Below are 13,466 nucleotides of genomic sequence, written 5' to 3'. Positions count from 1 at the left end.
AAGATAACTAGATAAGACTGAGCTGCAACTGCGCTTCCAGACTAAGCAGCTTTTTCTTTTTTTCCAGACCAAAGGCATAGCCGGTCAGGGAACCATCAGCACCAATCACCCGGTGGCAGGGAATAATCAGAGCGATGGGATTTTTGCCATTAGCGGCACCAACAGCCCGTGCCGATGAAGGCTGACCAAGCTTGCCAGCCAACTCACCATAAGTGCTGGTTGTACCGTAGGGAATCGTCTGAAGAGCCTTCCAGACCTTTTGCTGAAAAGGGGTACCATCAGGCGCCAAAGGCAGATCAAACTCACGTCGGGATCCGGCAAACCATTCATCCAGCTGCTGGGTAGCGGCCGTCAGTACGGCATCAGAGCGTTTCTGGAACAGCTCATCCGGGGTAAAGTCCCGCACCGAGGCCAGAAAGGTCAGTTTCTTGAGTGCACTGCCATCGCTGAACAGCAACAACAATCCCAGAGGTGAGTGATACAGCTGATAATTCATGGCCGGATGATCCCATAATTATTCAGAATGCGTCCAGCAATCTTCATCTGTCGTTTATCCGGCAGGCTTCACCTCAATATGCTGTCGGTCATTGGCTGGTACTACTGTCAGGCTAGCACCGGTCTTCTGATCCTGAACAATGATCCTCTTGCCGAATCTTATCTCCTTGATGGTATCCGGGGTCATACCGGGCACAAGATATACCGTCAATGTGTCCAACTGCTCCGGAAGAACCAGCTCTTCCGACCGGGAGCCGTTGAACCAGTATTCTGGTTGATTGAGTGCTATATCTCTGTTTTCCAGGCAGTTCTGCAGTCGGGATAACATGACATTCATTCCGGGAGCATAACCGGACTCCGTACCGGCCTCTTTCATTGCCCGGTAGATCCGAAACTGCTCGAAATGGTTTGTGACGATCAAATGGTTCGGATCTTTAAGATTATGGGAGTCCACATATTCCGGATGAAACTGGTAGGTAGCGATATGACCACCATAGCTTGCTCCCATAATGAGTGGCCGATCAGAGCCCGCAAGATAACTGCCAACAGTAACATCTAAACCGGGCTCATCGACAATATAAGAGTGCATCAGAGTCGTGCTAAACGTCACGGGTGATAACCGGCATGCATTCAGTGCATCACTCTGCTGCGTGGAGGTCAGGCCAAAGAAATGATTCAGGGTACCGGGTACCAGCGTAACCTTTTTATTACCTTCAATGCTGTTGGCCATAAGGCTAACCCGACCGCCCTGTTTCAGGGCAAGGTGCTGGATTCCGGCACAGGTGCCCAGCGCTGGTATACCCTTCTCCATGATGTAGCCAAAAAGCAGTTGATACATCAATTCTTCGTCAGCGACTTTCTGGACATTCATATCCTGCCACTGGAAAGGTTTAAACGGCCCCTGTTTGTTGTAAAAAAAGGTGTCATCAGCGCCCGGAAAAATAAAACCATCGAATCGACTACGTATCCTTTCCTCCATAAAGACATCGTGGTTCAGGGAAACCAGAAGAAACTTTCCGGTGAAACCCAGCATCTTCCCTAAATTTTGGAATTTTTGGGAAAACTGACCATCGTAATTTGGCATTCCTACCAGCATATAATTTTTTAATAGCTCGCCGGAATCTGTCTTCTCCCCATCGTCAATACGTTTCAAAGCGTCAAGTATGGTGTCCTTACGGCCACTGGACAGTGCCAGGCGCATGCGCTCGTAGCTTACATCAAGATCAGCCCCCAGCTGAAAATCGATCTCCTCCAGTTCTGCCTCAAAAACCAGACGCTGCCCTTTGCTATCTCCGTTTTCCTTAAGATGAAGCAGATAGGAAGCCATAGAACAATTATTGCTCTGCATATATTCGTTCAGATATTGAGGGCTCTTAAAGGATTCCGGATAGGTGCAGGGCAAACGCCCTCGCGTGTAGACATACTCATCATTATCGTCATCGTTTGGATCCAAATCGATGATCGGGGGTTCCCTAAGAACTCCCTCCCACTCCAAACCCTGCCGCTGAACCTCTGAAAAAATGGCCATTTCTTCCAGCCCTTCTGTTTCTTCAAACAGATCGGCAGGGGATCTCAGGCTTTTCAGCAAATCAAACAGGCCTTTAATCAGGTCATTACCGTCATCCAGAGCCAATTGTTCATTATCGCTACGTTCCTTGTTTTCAGACGAGTTCAAAACCTGTGTGTAATTTTTCAGCAGGGTGTAACGGGTCGTACGAAACTGCTGAGTAAACAAGTTGTACTGTTCGATATACTCTCCATCGGCCCAGCTCTGCACAGGCAGCACAGTGGCCAGAAGCACATATAGGACCAAAGCCTTAAACCCTTTCCATTCATGAGCCATTACACTTTCTCCCTGTGAACCCGGCTTTCACTGTTTGAGTCCCACCGGCGGGAAAGGTTGCACCTTCTGGCTCCGACCTAAGTCTTAACCCTCTGAATTTACTCCCGAATTTCCAACCAAAGTCCCACAGACGGAACGGAACCCAACCCCTATCTTGAAGTCATGACATAACCAAACAGAACTGAAGAAGAACCCGGCAGCGGGCTTTGGAGGGAGGTGTACCATGGCTCTGGAACTCTATCTTGAGGAATACCATGAACTGGCAGTGATTACCCTGGAAGGTGCTCTGCTGGCCAGTAACGCTGATTACCTTCAAAACGCTGTCACCCTGCTGCTTGAGGATGGTTACTCCCGCATCGTTATTGATTGTGAGGATCTGATCTCCATGAACAGCGACGGGCTGGCTGTCCTCTCCGATCTGGTTCGGGAGCTGAGCAGCCGGGAAAGCGAAGGACGCCTGGTTCTGTGTAATGTCAGCACAAGAATACGGGGCCTGATCCACCTCAGCGGACTGGATCAGTTTCTGGAAACGGTATCCGGTAAAAATCATGCGATTGACCGGGTGATGCATTAACCAGCCAATAGAAGGAGGTATGCTATGAGTGGTTCAGTGAATGGATCCAACAGGATCGGCGCTCACCAGCTCTCTGCTGGGCAGATGCACCGGAAATCGTCCAAGAGAAAGAAAAGACGTCACGCTCGTGATGGCAGAGACGTTACTCGACACAATCGCCGTATGGCTCACACGCAGTCACAGTTGCAGGAACTGCTGTCAACACAGCACAGGCCATTATCCAGAGAGCCTTCTCTGCTGTCATCCAGGGCTCCGTCAACAGGATCAGACCTGAGCAAGCAGAGTTCGGCTCTGCTGAGAGAAGACAGGCTGGAAACAACGCGTCCACCTGCACTGCCTCAGCCAGAGACACAGGCAAGCAAGACTGCGCCTGAAGGGAAAATGGCACGTCAGGTGAAACCGCTTGATCCGGCAGAGATTGAACTACCATCGGTGAGTGAGTTCGCTACCGGTTTTATGGCCAACCTTAAAGCTGAGGTGACAAACCTTGCCAAGGGCCTGGCCTTAAGAGCCTGCGTTTGCCTGCAGTCGCCAACCCGCTCGATCCGGGCTGTGGTGAGCATGTTCCTTTATGCCGGCTCAACGGCCGTCATGGCAAGCGCCGCGCTGGGAACCATGGCAATGGTACTGCCAATACTGGGCGTAACAACCTTCCCCTTCTGGCTGGCAGCTTTGGCCATTGGAGGTGCGGCCGCAGCCGGTGCTGGTCTGGGATTGTACTACGCCAGCATGGATCGCCCGATCCTGCCGGAGAACAGCAACCACTGGATGGACAATATCTCCAGAACCCTTTACTGGAGCAAACTCCGCCCCGGCCAGTTGGCTTAACAAGGGCACAATAAAAAGCCGCATCCGGTTTCCCGGATGCGGCTTTTTCAAGTTCGGAACCAGTAAGGCTTACTTGGTACCGAAAATCTTGTCACCGGCATCACCCAGACCAGGCAGGATGTAACCGTGTTCGTTCAGACCGTCATCAACGGAAGCTGTGAAGATTTCCACTTCAGGATGGGCGTCCTGAACCTTCTTGATACCTTCCGGAGCAGCAACCAGAACCAAGACACGGATATTCGTGCAGCCGGCTTTTTTCAGCATATCGATAGTAGCGATCATGGTGCCGCCGGTGGCCAGCATCGGATCAACTACCAGAGCCATACGCTCATCAATCTGGCTGCACAGCTTCTCGAAGTAAGGAACGGCTTCCAGAGTCTCTTCATCACGGTAGAGACCAACAACACTGATACGGGCGCTTGGAATCAGATCCATCACACCATTCAGCATGCCCAGACCGGCACGCAGAATAGGTACGATGGTGATTTTTTTGCCCTTCAGACGCTTGACGGTGATATCGCCACACCAGCCATCAATAACAGCCTCTTCCATTTCGAGGTCTTTGGTGGCTTCGTAAGTCAGCAGAGAGCCGACTTCGCTGGCCAGCGTACGGAACTCCTGGGTGCTGATATCGCGCTGACGCATCAGGCCGAGTTTATGTTGAATCAGGGGGTGATTAATTTCGCGAACGCTCATTGAGTGCCTCAATAAGAATAGATAGCTGGGCAGCCCATTATTGTATTCGTCAAAGCGGCGGACTCCAAATGAAAAGCCTTTCCTGCCGAGAAATAATAGTCGTCAGGATGGATGTCATTGATTCACCTCCCTAAGCCATGTATGTTTCCAGCCTTGATTGATCTGCTGTCACCCAGTGTATAGCGCAGCAAACTGATCCTGAGGAGAGGCTCGTTCACATGTCCATCGATCTGGACCATATCCGGCAAGTATTTGATGAAGCTGACTGTCTGTTTACCCGTGAGCAGGTGGATTCAGCCATTGAGCATATGGCCGCAGACATTTCTGAAACGCTGGCTGAGAAGAACCCTCTGGTCTTTGCAGTAATGAACGGCGGCCTGGTGTTCGCAGGCAAGCTGCTGACACACCTGCACTTCCCGCTCGAATCCTCCTACATGCACGCTACCCGCTACCGCAACACCACCCGTGGCGGCGAGCTGGACTGGAAGGTTCCACCTGCACAGGATCTGAAGGACCGCCACGTACTGATCGTGGATGATATTCTCGATGAAGGCCACACTCTGTCGGCCATTGTTGAGCACTGCAAAGCGGCTGGCGCGGCTGAAGTTCTGACTGCCGTTCTGGTGGACAAAAAGCACGATCGTAAGGCTCATCCAGGTCAGAAGTGCGACTTCACCGGCCTGATCTGTGAGGATCGTTATATTTTCGGTTCCGGTATGGATTACCAGGGCTACTGGCGGAATGCGCCGGGCATCTACGCCCTGAAAGGTCACTGAGTTTCTGGACTGTAACAGGCCGCCACCCTCTGGTGGCCTGTCTCCTTCCTTATTTTATTTTCTTGATCGCGTTCTGATCGACACGCTGCTGCTGTTGAAGCTCTTTAATCGCCGCCGTATTGCGTTCTAAAGCCTGCTCGGCCTGTTCAAGCTGTTTGCGTAAATCTTCATGCCCGCCCTTGGATGATCCGATATCCGATAGCGTCTCTTTGTTACGGGTAATGCCGTCCTTAAGATCGGTTATGGTTGATAACTTCTGGGCAATACGCAGCTCGGAACCTTCTCTCTGATGGGCGATTTCATCGTTCAGGGATTGCACCTTCTGACTGGCGGCCTCAAAGCCCGCTGCAGCAGAGGTGTATTTGACTCCCTCTGCCTTATCCATCTTGGCCTGATATTTCTTCATCAACGCCTGACTTTCTTTCAACTCAGATTCGAGCCCTCTCAGTGATTCCTTTTCCTGCTTCTTCAAAGTTTTCAGCTCTGCGGAAAGCTCTTTCGCCAGCCGGGTGTCTGTTTTTATTTTCACCTTGAGTGGCTGCTTCAATTCTGTCGCTTCGCTTTTGTCACCTTTCAACGCCTCCTTAAGAGCCGCCTTGGCCTGAGACAGTTTCTCTTTCAGGGTTGTTCTTTGTCCTTTCAAAACACCAAGGTCATGCTTGTAACTCTCTTTAGCATTGGTAGAGAGCGTCTCACGAGCGCCCTGCATCTGCTTCTTGCTTTTGCTCTTCAGTTTCTTTTTATCTGACTTCAGGGTGCTGACTTCACCATCAATTGCATCAAGCCTATCCAGAATTTCACCCCGGTTCTCAAAAACGATATCCACGGCATCGCGAACCCCTTTCGCTCTTTCAGCCCCCGTCCCTTTAATGGTGACACTTTGCTCGCCCCAGCTGACCATCACTTCCTTATCGGTTTTGTAAAAAGCCGACGGATCGGTCATCAATTTGTCCAGCATCTTCAGATTGGCTTTTTCGGATTTGGCCGTTTCCAGACGGGTTTCAGTATTTTCCATCTTCGTGGACATCCGCTCACTCATCTTGCCAACAGTGGAGATACCCTGCTGTACACTTTGCGATGGTGGAACGGACTTGGCGGAACGACTGAAGATCGACTTTATATTTGGAAGGCTGCCCATCTTCGGGCGTGATGGCATTTTGGTTTTAATCGTTGAAGGCAGACTGACAGCTCGCTCCTTAAGTGAACGAGCCTTGCTGGCTAGACCAGACTTGCCGGCGGACAGTACACCTTTCGGATCGGCCTTGAAGGTAGAAAGACCTTCCCGCATCTTTGTTAATGCGGCTCCACCTTTATCCTTGGCCCCCTCATATTTTTCCTGGGCATAGGCTGCACCGGACAACATCGCCTCACCCGTTGAGCGCATAGGGTGATGGGCAAAGCCAACACCGCCCCGAACCGCTTTCTTGCCCAACTCCTTGCCAGATTCCAGCTTGCCTGCGGCATAATCCTTGAGCTGCGCACCTTTCTCTTTGGCTTTGGACTTCAGTCGGCCAAAAAAGCCCGGTTTCTCATCGGTGACGTTTTCAGTCTTGCGTTCAGAAAGGGAAGTATCCTTGGGTTCAGTGGTTTCTTCAGTTTCAGGGGTTTGAACAGTGGCATTGGGAGTCGTGACCGTCACTTCACGGTCAACGCCCATCCTCGCTTTGCCTTTCTCAACGTCACCGGATTTTGGAGTCTCACCACCCTGAAGCGGCTGGATTCCAATACTGCCCGTGCTCTGAACTCCCGGATTATCCATCCTGAACCTTTATAACCATACTTTGCTACTGGTTAGTAGGTATCGGCTGAACAAAAGCGTGAGTTTGCCGGTGACAGTTTCCTGTCCCCTTTGCCTGCCTTGATGAGGTCTATAGAATGCCTGTCAAAACAACGACACATCCTGACAGAGGGCCAACCCATGAAGAAAGATAAACAGAAGGTTATCGGCGAAGAGCTGAGTGATGAGCGTCTGCAATCATTGCTGGAGCTTGAAGCCGAGAAGGGTGTTGATCCGGATTACTTTATCCTGATGCGCGCCTACCGCGCTCTGCGCAGCCATGACTTTGAACGCTTCCTGACCTTCTTCATCGAGAAAGGCCTGAAGATCGATAACAAAGGGCCTGAGGGTAAAACTTTGGCTGAAGAGATCGCTGAACATCAGCATGGGGAAGAATATCTGACCGCCCTGCAGAACGTGGCGGCCTGATATTTATTAAGACAGGAAGAAAGCCGCTTATTGCGCGGCTTTCAGTTCAATACCTTCCAGATCTTTCTTGAACGCCGCTTCGTCGAAGCCGCAGCCAAAGAACTTCACGATCTCACGCAGATCGATCTCGGCATTACCCAGACAGCTGGTGCCACCAGGGGATGGGGTCATGTTAAAGATGATGCCGTTACCCGGGTTGATGCGGGCTTCACCCAGCAGCAGCTCCTTGTTGTCCTTGTCGATCAGCTGAGGACGAACGCCACCAAAACCTTCGGCAAACTTCACATCTTCCAACTTCAGGCCAGGAACGATCTTGCGTGCATCCTTGAGGAACAGGCGACGACGAACCCATGGCATTTCAAACAGGAAGTTCTTGAAGATGTAGTTGCGGATATCGGAAACCTTGAACAGATCCCAGAATACCTTGAACACCGAGCCATCCAGACGCAGAACCTTGAAGAACTCAGGAATGGTGCTCTTGTTGTAACGCTCCAGCATCGGTACCAGCAGTGCAGTTGGTCCGAAACGGGTCTTGCCGGGAACACGAACGTCCGGATCACCGTGGATAGCGGCAAACGGAAGCTTATCATTCTGTACGGTGTAAACCTTGCCGTTCAGCACTTGTGGCATGAAGTAGAAGCTTCCGCCCACCGGCAGGCAGGAGAAGTTCAGGCCATAGCCCATTTGCTGAGCCAGCAGCAGACTGTGGCCACCGGCGCTGACAACTACAAAGCGCGCCTTGAAGGTACCCTGGTTAGTCTGCACCTTGTAGAGATCGCCTTCTTTCTCAATGGCATCAACAGCGGTATTCAGATGAATATCCGGGTTACGGCCACTGGCTTTGGCTTCTTTTACAAAGGAGTGAGAGAGTGCCTTGTAATCAACTGCGGTGTATTCATCGCGAATCGCCAGAGCGACGACGTCTTCAGGGCGCATGCCCTTGTCGGTATTGACGACGTTCGGCTCGATATCGGCGATCTGCTCCTTCTCGAGCAGTTCCATGGTGGTGTAGTGCTGCTTGAACACTTCAAAGCGCTTACGGAGGAAATCACACTCCTCGTTGCCAACACCAATAACCATCTTTGGGTATTTGTAGATAATCTGGTCGCGCTCTTCGTCTGACAGGCTGCAGGCGTAGTTCACCAGCATTTCTGCTGTGCGCTTCACTTTGATGGCTTTTTCCAGCGTATAGTTGGTTTCTATATCGCCGCAATGGATGGTCTGGCTGTTATTGCTGCTTTTAGAATTGACTGTGGCGAAGTCATCGTACTTCTCGAGCAGGCCTATACGCTCGATATCCGTGTATTTTGTCAGTTCATACAGGAGAGCCGTTCCGGAAACCCCTCCCCCCACAATCAAAACATCATAGGTCTCTGCCGTCATTCTTCTTGCTCTCTGCTTGTCGCTTCCAGCAGGATCATCGGCTGACTCATTCCGTGAACACCTGGGTAAAGTGCCCATCTGCCCTGATCAAGTGCTGCTGAAGCGCTGCCCGTTATGCTTTCCCTGCTGTTTATTTTGGCAGTCCCCTTACCGCTTGCGCCGCATTATATAGAAAGAACGGAGATATTCACCTATCACGGTAGGTAAAAATACACAGAAAGGACATGCTCTAGACCAAAGTCTAAGCAAATTGTGAAATTCAGGTACAAAAAAAGCCCATTAGCTTTTGGCTAACGGGCTTTTTGAAAATGGCTGGGGTAGGAGGATTCGAACCTCCGCATGTCAGGATCAAAACCTGATGCCTTACCGCTTGGCGATACCCCAACAGTGAGAGTGTGAAAGCGTGGTAGCTAGGGGCAGATTCGAACTGCCGACCCCAGCATTATGAGTGCTGTGCTCTAACCAACTGAGCTACCTAGCCACGTTAACACTTTAACTCCCGAAGGACCGTTTTCAGAACTTACCAAGAAATGGCTGGGGTAGGAGGATTCGAACCTCCGCATGTCAGGATCAAAACCTGATGCCTTACCGCTTGGCGATACCCCAATCTCGAGAATCTTGGTAGCTAGGGGCAGATTCGAACTGCCGACCCCAGCATTATGAGTGCTGTGCTCTAACCAACTGAGCTACCTAGCCCCGAAAACTTGGTGCGCATTTTCATGATTAACCCCTTCCCTGTCAACACTTTACACAGCGAAACATAACGAAACCCTGTTTCGGCTTACCACAACCGCCACATTGACGAAACCTGATCACTGTCTAACCTTCCCCGACGCTCTCTGCGCACCAGCAAAGATTCCCCCAGCCAGAGGATCCAAAGCTAGGGTCTGTTGACGTTTTGTGATGCGGCTCAGTGAGTCTGGAAGCCGTTCATCGTTAGAAAGGCTTGTGAAAATCGTAGTTGCCCTACATTAAGCAAGCCTGACGCAGCGAGGAGCGGCTTCCAGCCTCACCCGGAGGGCTTTCCCGAGAGCTTCCATGGTGTCGTTACAGCGATTTGAAAGGCAAAAAGCATTCCTGCATCGCTGTACCTAACCCTGAAAGCTCTCGGGAAAGCTGAGCGCGATCACAAAACGTCAACAGCCCCTAACAGAGGACATCGGAACATGATTATGCAGCGCCTGCTCCCCAATACATGGCCCAAAACAGCAGCAGGAACAGCCTGTATCCTGATCGGATCACTATCCGGGCTCACTTTTGCAGATAATCAGAATTCAGAATTCCCATCCTCTTATACAGAAACCTACACGCACACTCCGGAAGATGAAGCTATCAACTACCGGCACATGTCGCTTTACACTCTGAAACAACAAGGACTGAATCGTAACGGTTATACACCAGCCAGCAATACACCGCAGGTTCATCACACCCATCATCATGATCACTGGGGCTGGGGTGGCGGCTGGAGCGGTTACTGCCACCACGGGCACTGCGGCAGCTCTCATAGCGGAGAAAGCTTTTCGGAGCGGGTCGCTAATGGCCTGACCGAAGTAGCATCCGTAGCGGCTATCGTGGCGGTTGCAGCAGCGGCAGGGTATGGCATCGCCCAGGCCGCTTTTACCCTGTGGCCTTATGATGGTGCCGCCAGCCTGACAGCTATTGAACTCCCAGCCAATTCTCCCTGGCGCATCACCGGCTACCGACTGGCCAGCGGCTACGCACTGAAAGACAAACACTTTGATGGCAGCGACGATGCCCAACAGGTTACCCGAGAAAACAAAATGTTTGATCGGGAAACCAATGATCACGGTCGCTTCCTGCTTCTGGATCAGGAGAACTGGTGGGGGCTTACCGACTACCCGCTGAATGCCGATGTGGAATTCACCCGCTTTGACGACGAACAGGCCAGTGAAAAGATTACTGTTAACTTCCAGCGCACGGTCACCAACGGTCTGAAACCGGGACGACTCAAAGCGAAAATCCTGGCCGCCAGAGACAGCAATGACACAACGGTCTACCGCCATCTGAAGCTGTCTCGACACTACCCGGGCTGGACGGAATTCTCGCGCTGGTACCATGAACCAACCAGAGCTGTCATTGATTTTGAATCATTCTGACAGAGCTGGCGCCTGAAATGCGCCATGACGAAGATCTGTTTCATCGGTAAACTGTTGCCTGCGGATCTCCATAAATTTAACGCATAAACATAACAACAGAAGTGGTACTCCCCATGAACCAGGACGATATCGTTATTGTTAGTGGCGCACGCACCCCGATGGGAGGCCTGCAGGGTTCCCTGAGCTCACTGACTGCACCAAAACTGGGCGCCATTGCCATCAAGGCTGCCGTTGAACGTTCCGGCATCAATGCTGACGATGTCGAAGAAGTGATTATGGGCTGTGTACTTCCAGCCGGCCTGAAGCAGGGCCCGGCTCGTCAGGCTGCCCGTCAGGCAGGTCTGCCCGATGCCACTGGCAGCACCACCATCAACAAACTGTGCGGCTCTGGCATGAAAGCCACCATGCTGGCTCACGATCTGATCAAGGCAGGCACCAACACCATCATGGTTGCCGGTGGCATGGAAAGCATGAGCAACGCTCCTTACGTGCTCGACAAAGCCCGTAGCGGCTACCGCATGGGTCATGGACAGGTGTCCGACCACATGTTCCTGGATGGACTCGAAGATGCAGAAACCGGTCGCCTGATGGGATCTTTCGCTCAGGATATGGCTGACGAATACAAGATGACCCGTGAAGCCATGGACGCATTTGCCATTGAATCTCTGTCCCGGGCCAACGCTGCGATTGAGAATGGCTGGCTGAAAGAGGAAATCACTCCGGTCACTATCTCATCCCGCAAGGGCGATACTGTCGTCAGCGAAGATGAGCAGCCTGGCAATGCTCGCATCGACAAAATCCCACAACTGCGTGCAGCCTTCAAAAAAGACGGCACCATCACTGCTGCCAACTCCAGCTCCATTTCCGATGGTTCTTCCGCTCTGGTACTGATGACGGCCGCTGAAGCCGAACGCAGAAACCTGAAGCCTCTGGCCCGCATTGCCGGTCACAGCACCAATTCCCGCCACCCATCCGAGTTCACAATTGCACCTGTTGGCGCAATCACCAAGCTGTTTGATAAGACCGGCTGGACCAAAGATGACGTTGATCTGTTTGAAATCAACGAAGCCTTTGCCATGGTAACCATGGCGGCGATTCAGGATCACGATCTGGACCCGGCCAAGGTCAACATTCACGGCGGTGCCTGCGCTCAGGGCCACCCGATTGGCTCTACTGGCTCACGGATTATTCTGTCTTTGATTCACGCACTGAAGCGTACCGGTGGTAAGAAAGGTGTTGCCGCATTGTGCATCGGCGGCGGTGAAGCGACAGCTATGGCTATCGAGCTGATCTAAACAGTCGCGCATGTCCGGCGGCGTTAACACCTGCCGGACATACTTTCTGACAAGTTACCAATACGCAGGAAAGAACGTCAGCACAGCCAGCACAACCCATCCCGCCACGATCAGCCAATACAGCACCGGGTTTTCAGACCGCTGAATCCTTTCAACCAGAAACGTGTCTTTGTTTTTAATATTCATCCAGGCCCAGTACAGGAACAACACGCCCCAGACCGGCATAAATTCGTAAAGAGTCGCAACGGTCATAACGATCAGAGCCAGAACCGTCTTCCAGCGAAATGTTCGGGCTGACCCTATTGGTGGAACAGTTGATCGTTCATCGCTTTTCGGAGCAAGCGCCATACCTTTCTTCGCCCAGCAAACAACAAAAGGCGCAGTTTATAAAACCAGCGCTTCATTAGCCTGATCAATATCAGCATTTTCAACGCCTGGAGGCCCAACCGAGAAAATCCTCACATCTGACCACCCCCAGATAAACAATCCGGGGAAAACTCTTTCGGTCTGGAATCGCTCCGGCATCAACTCACTCATATTTGCATTCACCGCCACCAGATACGCCCCATTGGGCATTCCGGCACACAAAAAAGCGACCTGCCGAATACAGGCTTCACTCATGGCTGTGCAGTCCACATAAACAATCTGTTGAGCGGACATATCCAGTGAAAACATATCCTCGCAACAAAACGTGACTTGCCCCTGCGGAAAGTAACGCGCATTCAATTTTTCAGCGATCGAGATATACTGCGGCACCTGCTCAACGCCCAGAGTTTTACACCCATAACGACTACTCAGCCACGCACAGTTTCTGCCGGTTCCACAGCCAAGCTCCAACACAGTGTCACTCTCAGAAAGCTGCAGGCGCTCAGCAACCGCTCCCAGAGTGACCAAAGGTGTCTCTCCATACCCCTGCGCATCCAACTCACCCCGCTGATCAAGAAACCGCCTGCTGATCGCCCAAGGGCTACAGAAGAAATAAATCCATCGCCGGTGCAATTCAAAAAACAGAAAAGGGAGAGTGAAACAGTAACGCAGCCCCACCAGTGACAGGAGCGCTTCAGTGAACAAAGCCCGGAACCAACCGACAAAAGCATTTTCACCTGCATTCTTCCAGTTCATCCATTAACCTCGTTCGCCCTGCAAATATTTTTCGGGCAGATTTGCGTCACTGCATGTTGCGCCATAACCTGTACACTCAGTACAAATCACCAACAACAATAAACACTCTCAAGAACATCTTTTGAGAATAG

13 protein-coding genes and 4 tRNA genes are annotated in these 13,466 nt (G+C 51.6%); 6 read left to right on the top strand and 11 right to left on the bottom strand.

Translation table 11 applies throughout. The features are described from left to right. Positions 1–7 precede the first annotated feature (7 nt). Both EHSB41UT_RS02090 and EHSB41UT_RS02085 read right to left on the bottom strand, forming a co-directional pair. Complete coding sequence (locus EHSB41UT_RS02090) at positions 8–496, bottom strand: methylated-DNA--[protein]-cysteine S-methyltransferase (protein WP_087106406.1); 489 nt, start codon at positions 494–496, stop codon at positions 8–10. Between the two features lie 54 nt (positions 497–550). Further along, positions 551–2,338, bottom strand: coding sequence for a glutamine amidotransferase-related protein (locus EHSB41UT_RS02085; protein ID WP_087106404.1), 1,788 nt, complete (start codon positions 2,336–2,338; stop codon positions 551–553). 223 nt (positions 2,339–2,561) lie between these two features. On the opposite strand from EHSB41UT_RS02085, the gene EHSB41UT_RS02080 reads away from it, so the two are divergent. Together EHSB41UT_RS02080 and EHSB41UT_RS02075 are read left to right on the top strand one after the other, a co-directional pair. Then, a complete protein-coding gene (locus tag EHSB41UT_RS02080) occupies positions 2,562–2,912 on the top strand; it encodes an STAS domain-containing protein (protein ID WP_087106401.1) in 351 nt (116 codons plus the stop codon). Positions 2,913–2,936: 24 nt separating this feature from the next. After that, on the top strand, positions 2,937–3,740 hold the full coding sequence (locus tag EHSB41UT_RS02075) for a hypothetical protein (RefSeq protein ID WP_133060356.1): 804 nt from the start codon (positions 2,937–2,939) through the stop codon (positions 3,738–3,740). A 69-nt stretch (positions 3,741–3,809) separates the two neighbouring features. On the opposite strand, the gene upp is transcribed toward EHSB41UT_RS02075, so the two are convergent. Continuing rightward, on the bottom strand, positions 3,810–4,436 hold the full coding sequence (gene upp / locus EHSB41UT_RS02070) for a uracil phosphoribosyltransferase (RefSeq protein WP_087106397.1): 627 nt from the start codon (positions 4,434–4,436) through the stop codon (positions 3,810–3,812). Positions 4,437–4,654: 218 nt separating this feature from the next. Between upp and EHSB41UT_RS02065 the strand changes: the two genes are divergently transcribed. Then, positions 4,655–5,212 carry a hypoxanthine-guanine phosphoribosyltransferase gene (locus EHSB41UT_RS02065; protein ID WP_087106395.1) on the top strand — a complete coding sequence of 186 codons (558 nt, stop codon included), beginning with the start codon at positions 4,655–4,657 and terminating at the stop codon, positions 5,210–5,212. Between the two features lie 49 nt (positions 5,213–5,261). Here the strand turns inward: EHSB41UT_RS02065 and EHSB41UT_RS02060 are convergent, their stop codons facing one another. After that, the gene (locus tag EHSB41UT_RS02060) at positions 5,262–6,971 is read right to left on the bottom strand and encodes a hypothetical protein (protein WP_087106392.1); all 1,710 of its coding nucleotides are present in this window, start codon (positions 6,969–6,971) and stop codon (positions 5,262–5,264) included. Between the two features lie 159 nt (positions 6,972–7,130). Here EHSB41UT_RS02060 and EHSB41UT_RS02055 point away from each other — a divergent pair, with 159 nt between their 5' ends. Beyond that, on the top strand, positions 7,131–7,418 hold the full coding sequence (locus tag EHSB41UT_RS02055) for a PA4642 family protein (RefSeq protein WP_087106390.1): 288 nt from the start codon (positions 7,131–7,133) through the stop codon (positions 7,416–7,418). Between the two features lie 27 nt (positions 7,419–7,445). Here the strand turns inward: EHSB41UT_RS02055 and EHSB41UT_RS02050 are convergent, their stop codons facing one another. From EHSB41UT_RS02050 to EHSB41UT_RS02030, 5 genes are all read right to left on the bottom strand, one after another. Continuing rightward, positions 7,446–8,801, bottom strand: a complete 1,356-nt coding sequence (locus tag EHSB41UT_RS02050; protein ID WP_087106388.1) for an FAD-dependent oxidoreductase — start codon at positions 8,799–8,801, stop codon at positions 7,446–7,448. A gap of 309 nt (positions 8,802–9,110) precedes the next feature. Next, a tRNA-Gln gene (locus EHSB41UT_RS02045) sits at positions 9,111–9,185 on the bottom strand. Positions 9,186–9,205: 20 nt separating this feature from the next. Further along, positions 9,206–9,282, bottom strand: a tRNA-Met gene (locus tag EHSB41UT_RS02040). Positions 9,283–9,332: 50 nt separating this feature from the next. Next, positions 9,333–9,407, bottom strand: a tRNA-Gln gene (locus EHSB41UT_RS02035). A 13-nt stretch (positions 9,408–9,420) separates the two neighbouring features. After that, a tRNA-Met gene (locus tag EHSB41UT_RS02030) sits at positions 9,421–9,497 on the bottom strand. A 470-nt stretch (positions 9,498–9,967) separates the two neighbouring features. On the opposite strand from EHSB41UT_RS02030, the gene EHSB41UT_RS02025 reads away from it, so the two are divergent. Together EHSB41UT_RS02025 and EHSB41UT_RS02020 are read left to right on the top strand one after the other, a co-directional pair. Next, positions 9,968–10,918 (top strand): hypothetical protein, encoded by a 951-nt coding sequence (locus tag EHSB41UT_RS02025; protein WP_087106387.1) that lies wholly within the window; start codon positions 9,968–9,970, stop codon positions 10,916–10,918. 113 nt (positions 10,919–11,031) lie between these two features. Next, the gene (locus EHSB41UT_RS02020) at positions 11,032–12,213 is read left to right on the top strand and encodes an acetyl-CoA C-acyltransferase (RefSeq protein ID WP_087106385.1); all 1,182 of its coding nucleotides are present in this window, start codon (positions 11,032–11,034) and stop codon (positions 12,211–12,213) included. Between the two features lie 54 nt (positions 12,214–12,267). On the opposite strand, the gene EHSB41UT_RS02015 is transcribed toward EHSB41UT_RS02020, so the two are convergent. Both EHSB41UT_RS02015 and EHSB41UT_RS02010 read right to left on the bottom strand, forming a co-directional pair. Continuing rightward, positions 12,268–12,561, bottom strand: coding sequence for a hypothetical protein (locus EHSB41UT_RS02015; RefSeq protein WP_087106383.1), 294 nt, complete (start codon positions 12,559–12,561; stop codon positions 12,268–12,270). Between the two features lie 36 nt (positions 12,562–12,597). Further along, positions 12,598–13,335 (bottom strand): class I SAM-dependent methyltransferase, encoded by a 738-nt coding sequence (locus EHSB41UT_RS02010; protein ID WP_087106382.1) that lies wholly within the window; start codon positions 13,333–13,335, stop codon positions 12,598–12,600. Positions 13,336–13,466 lie beyond the last annotated feature (131 nt).

This window comes from Parendozoicomonas haliclonae (assembly GCF_900174585.1).
Classification (GTDB): domain Bacteria; phylum Pseudomonadota; class Gammaproteobacteria; order Pseudomonadales; family Endozoicomonadaceae; genus Sansalvadorimonas; species Sansalvadorimonas haliclonae.
This window is presented reverse-complemented; position numbering and strand designations above follow the sequence as displayed.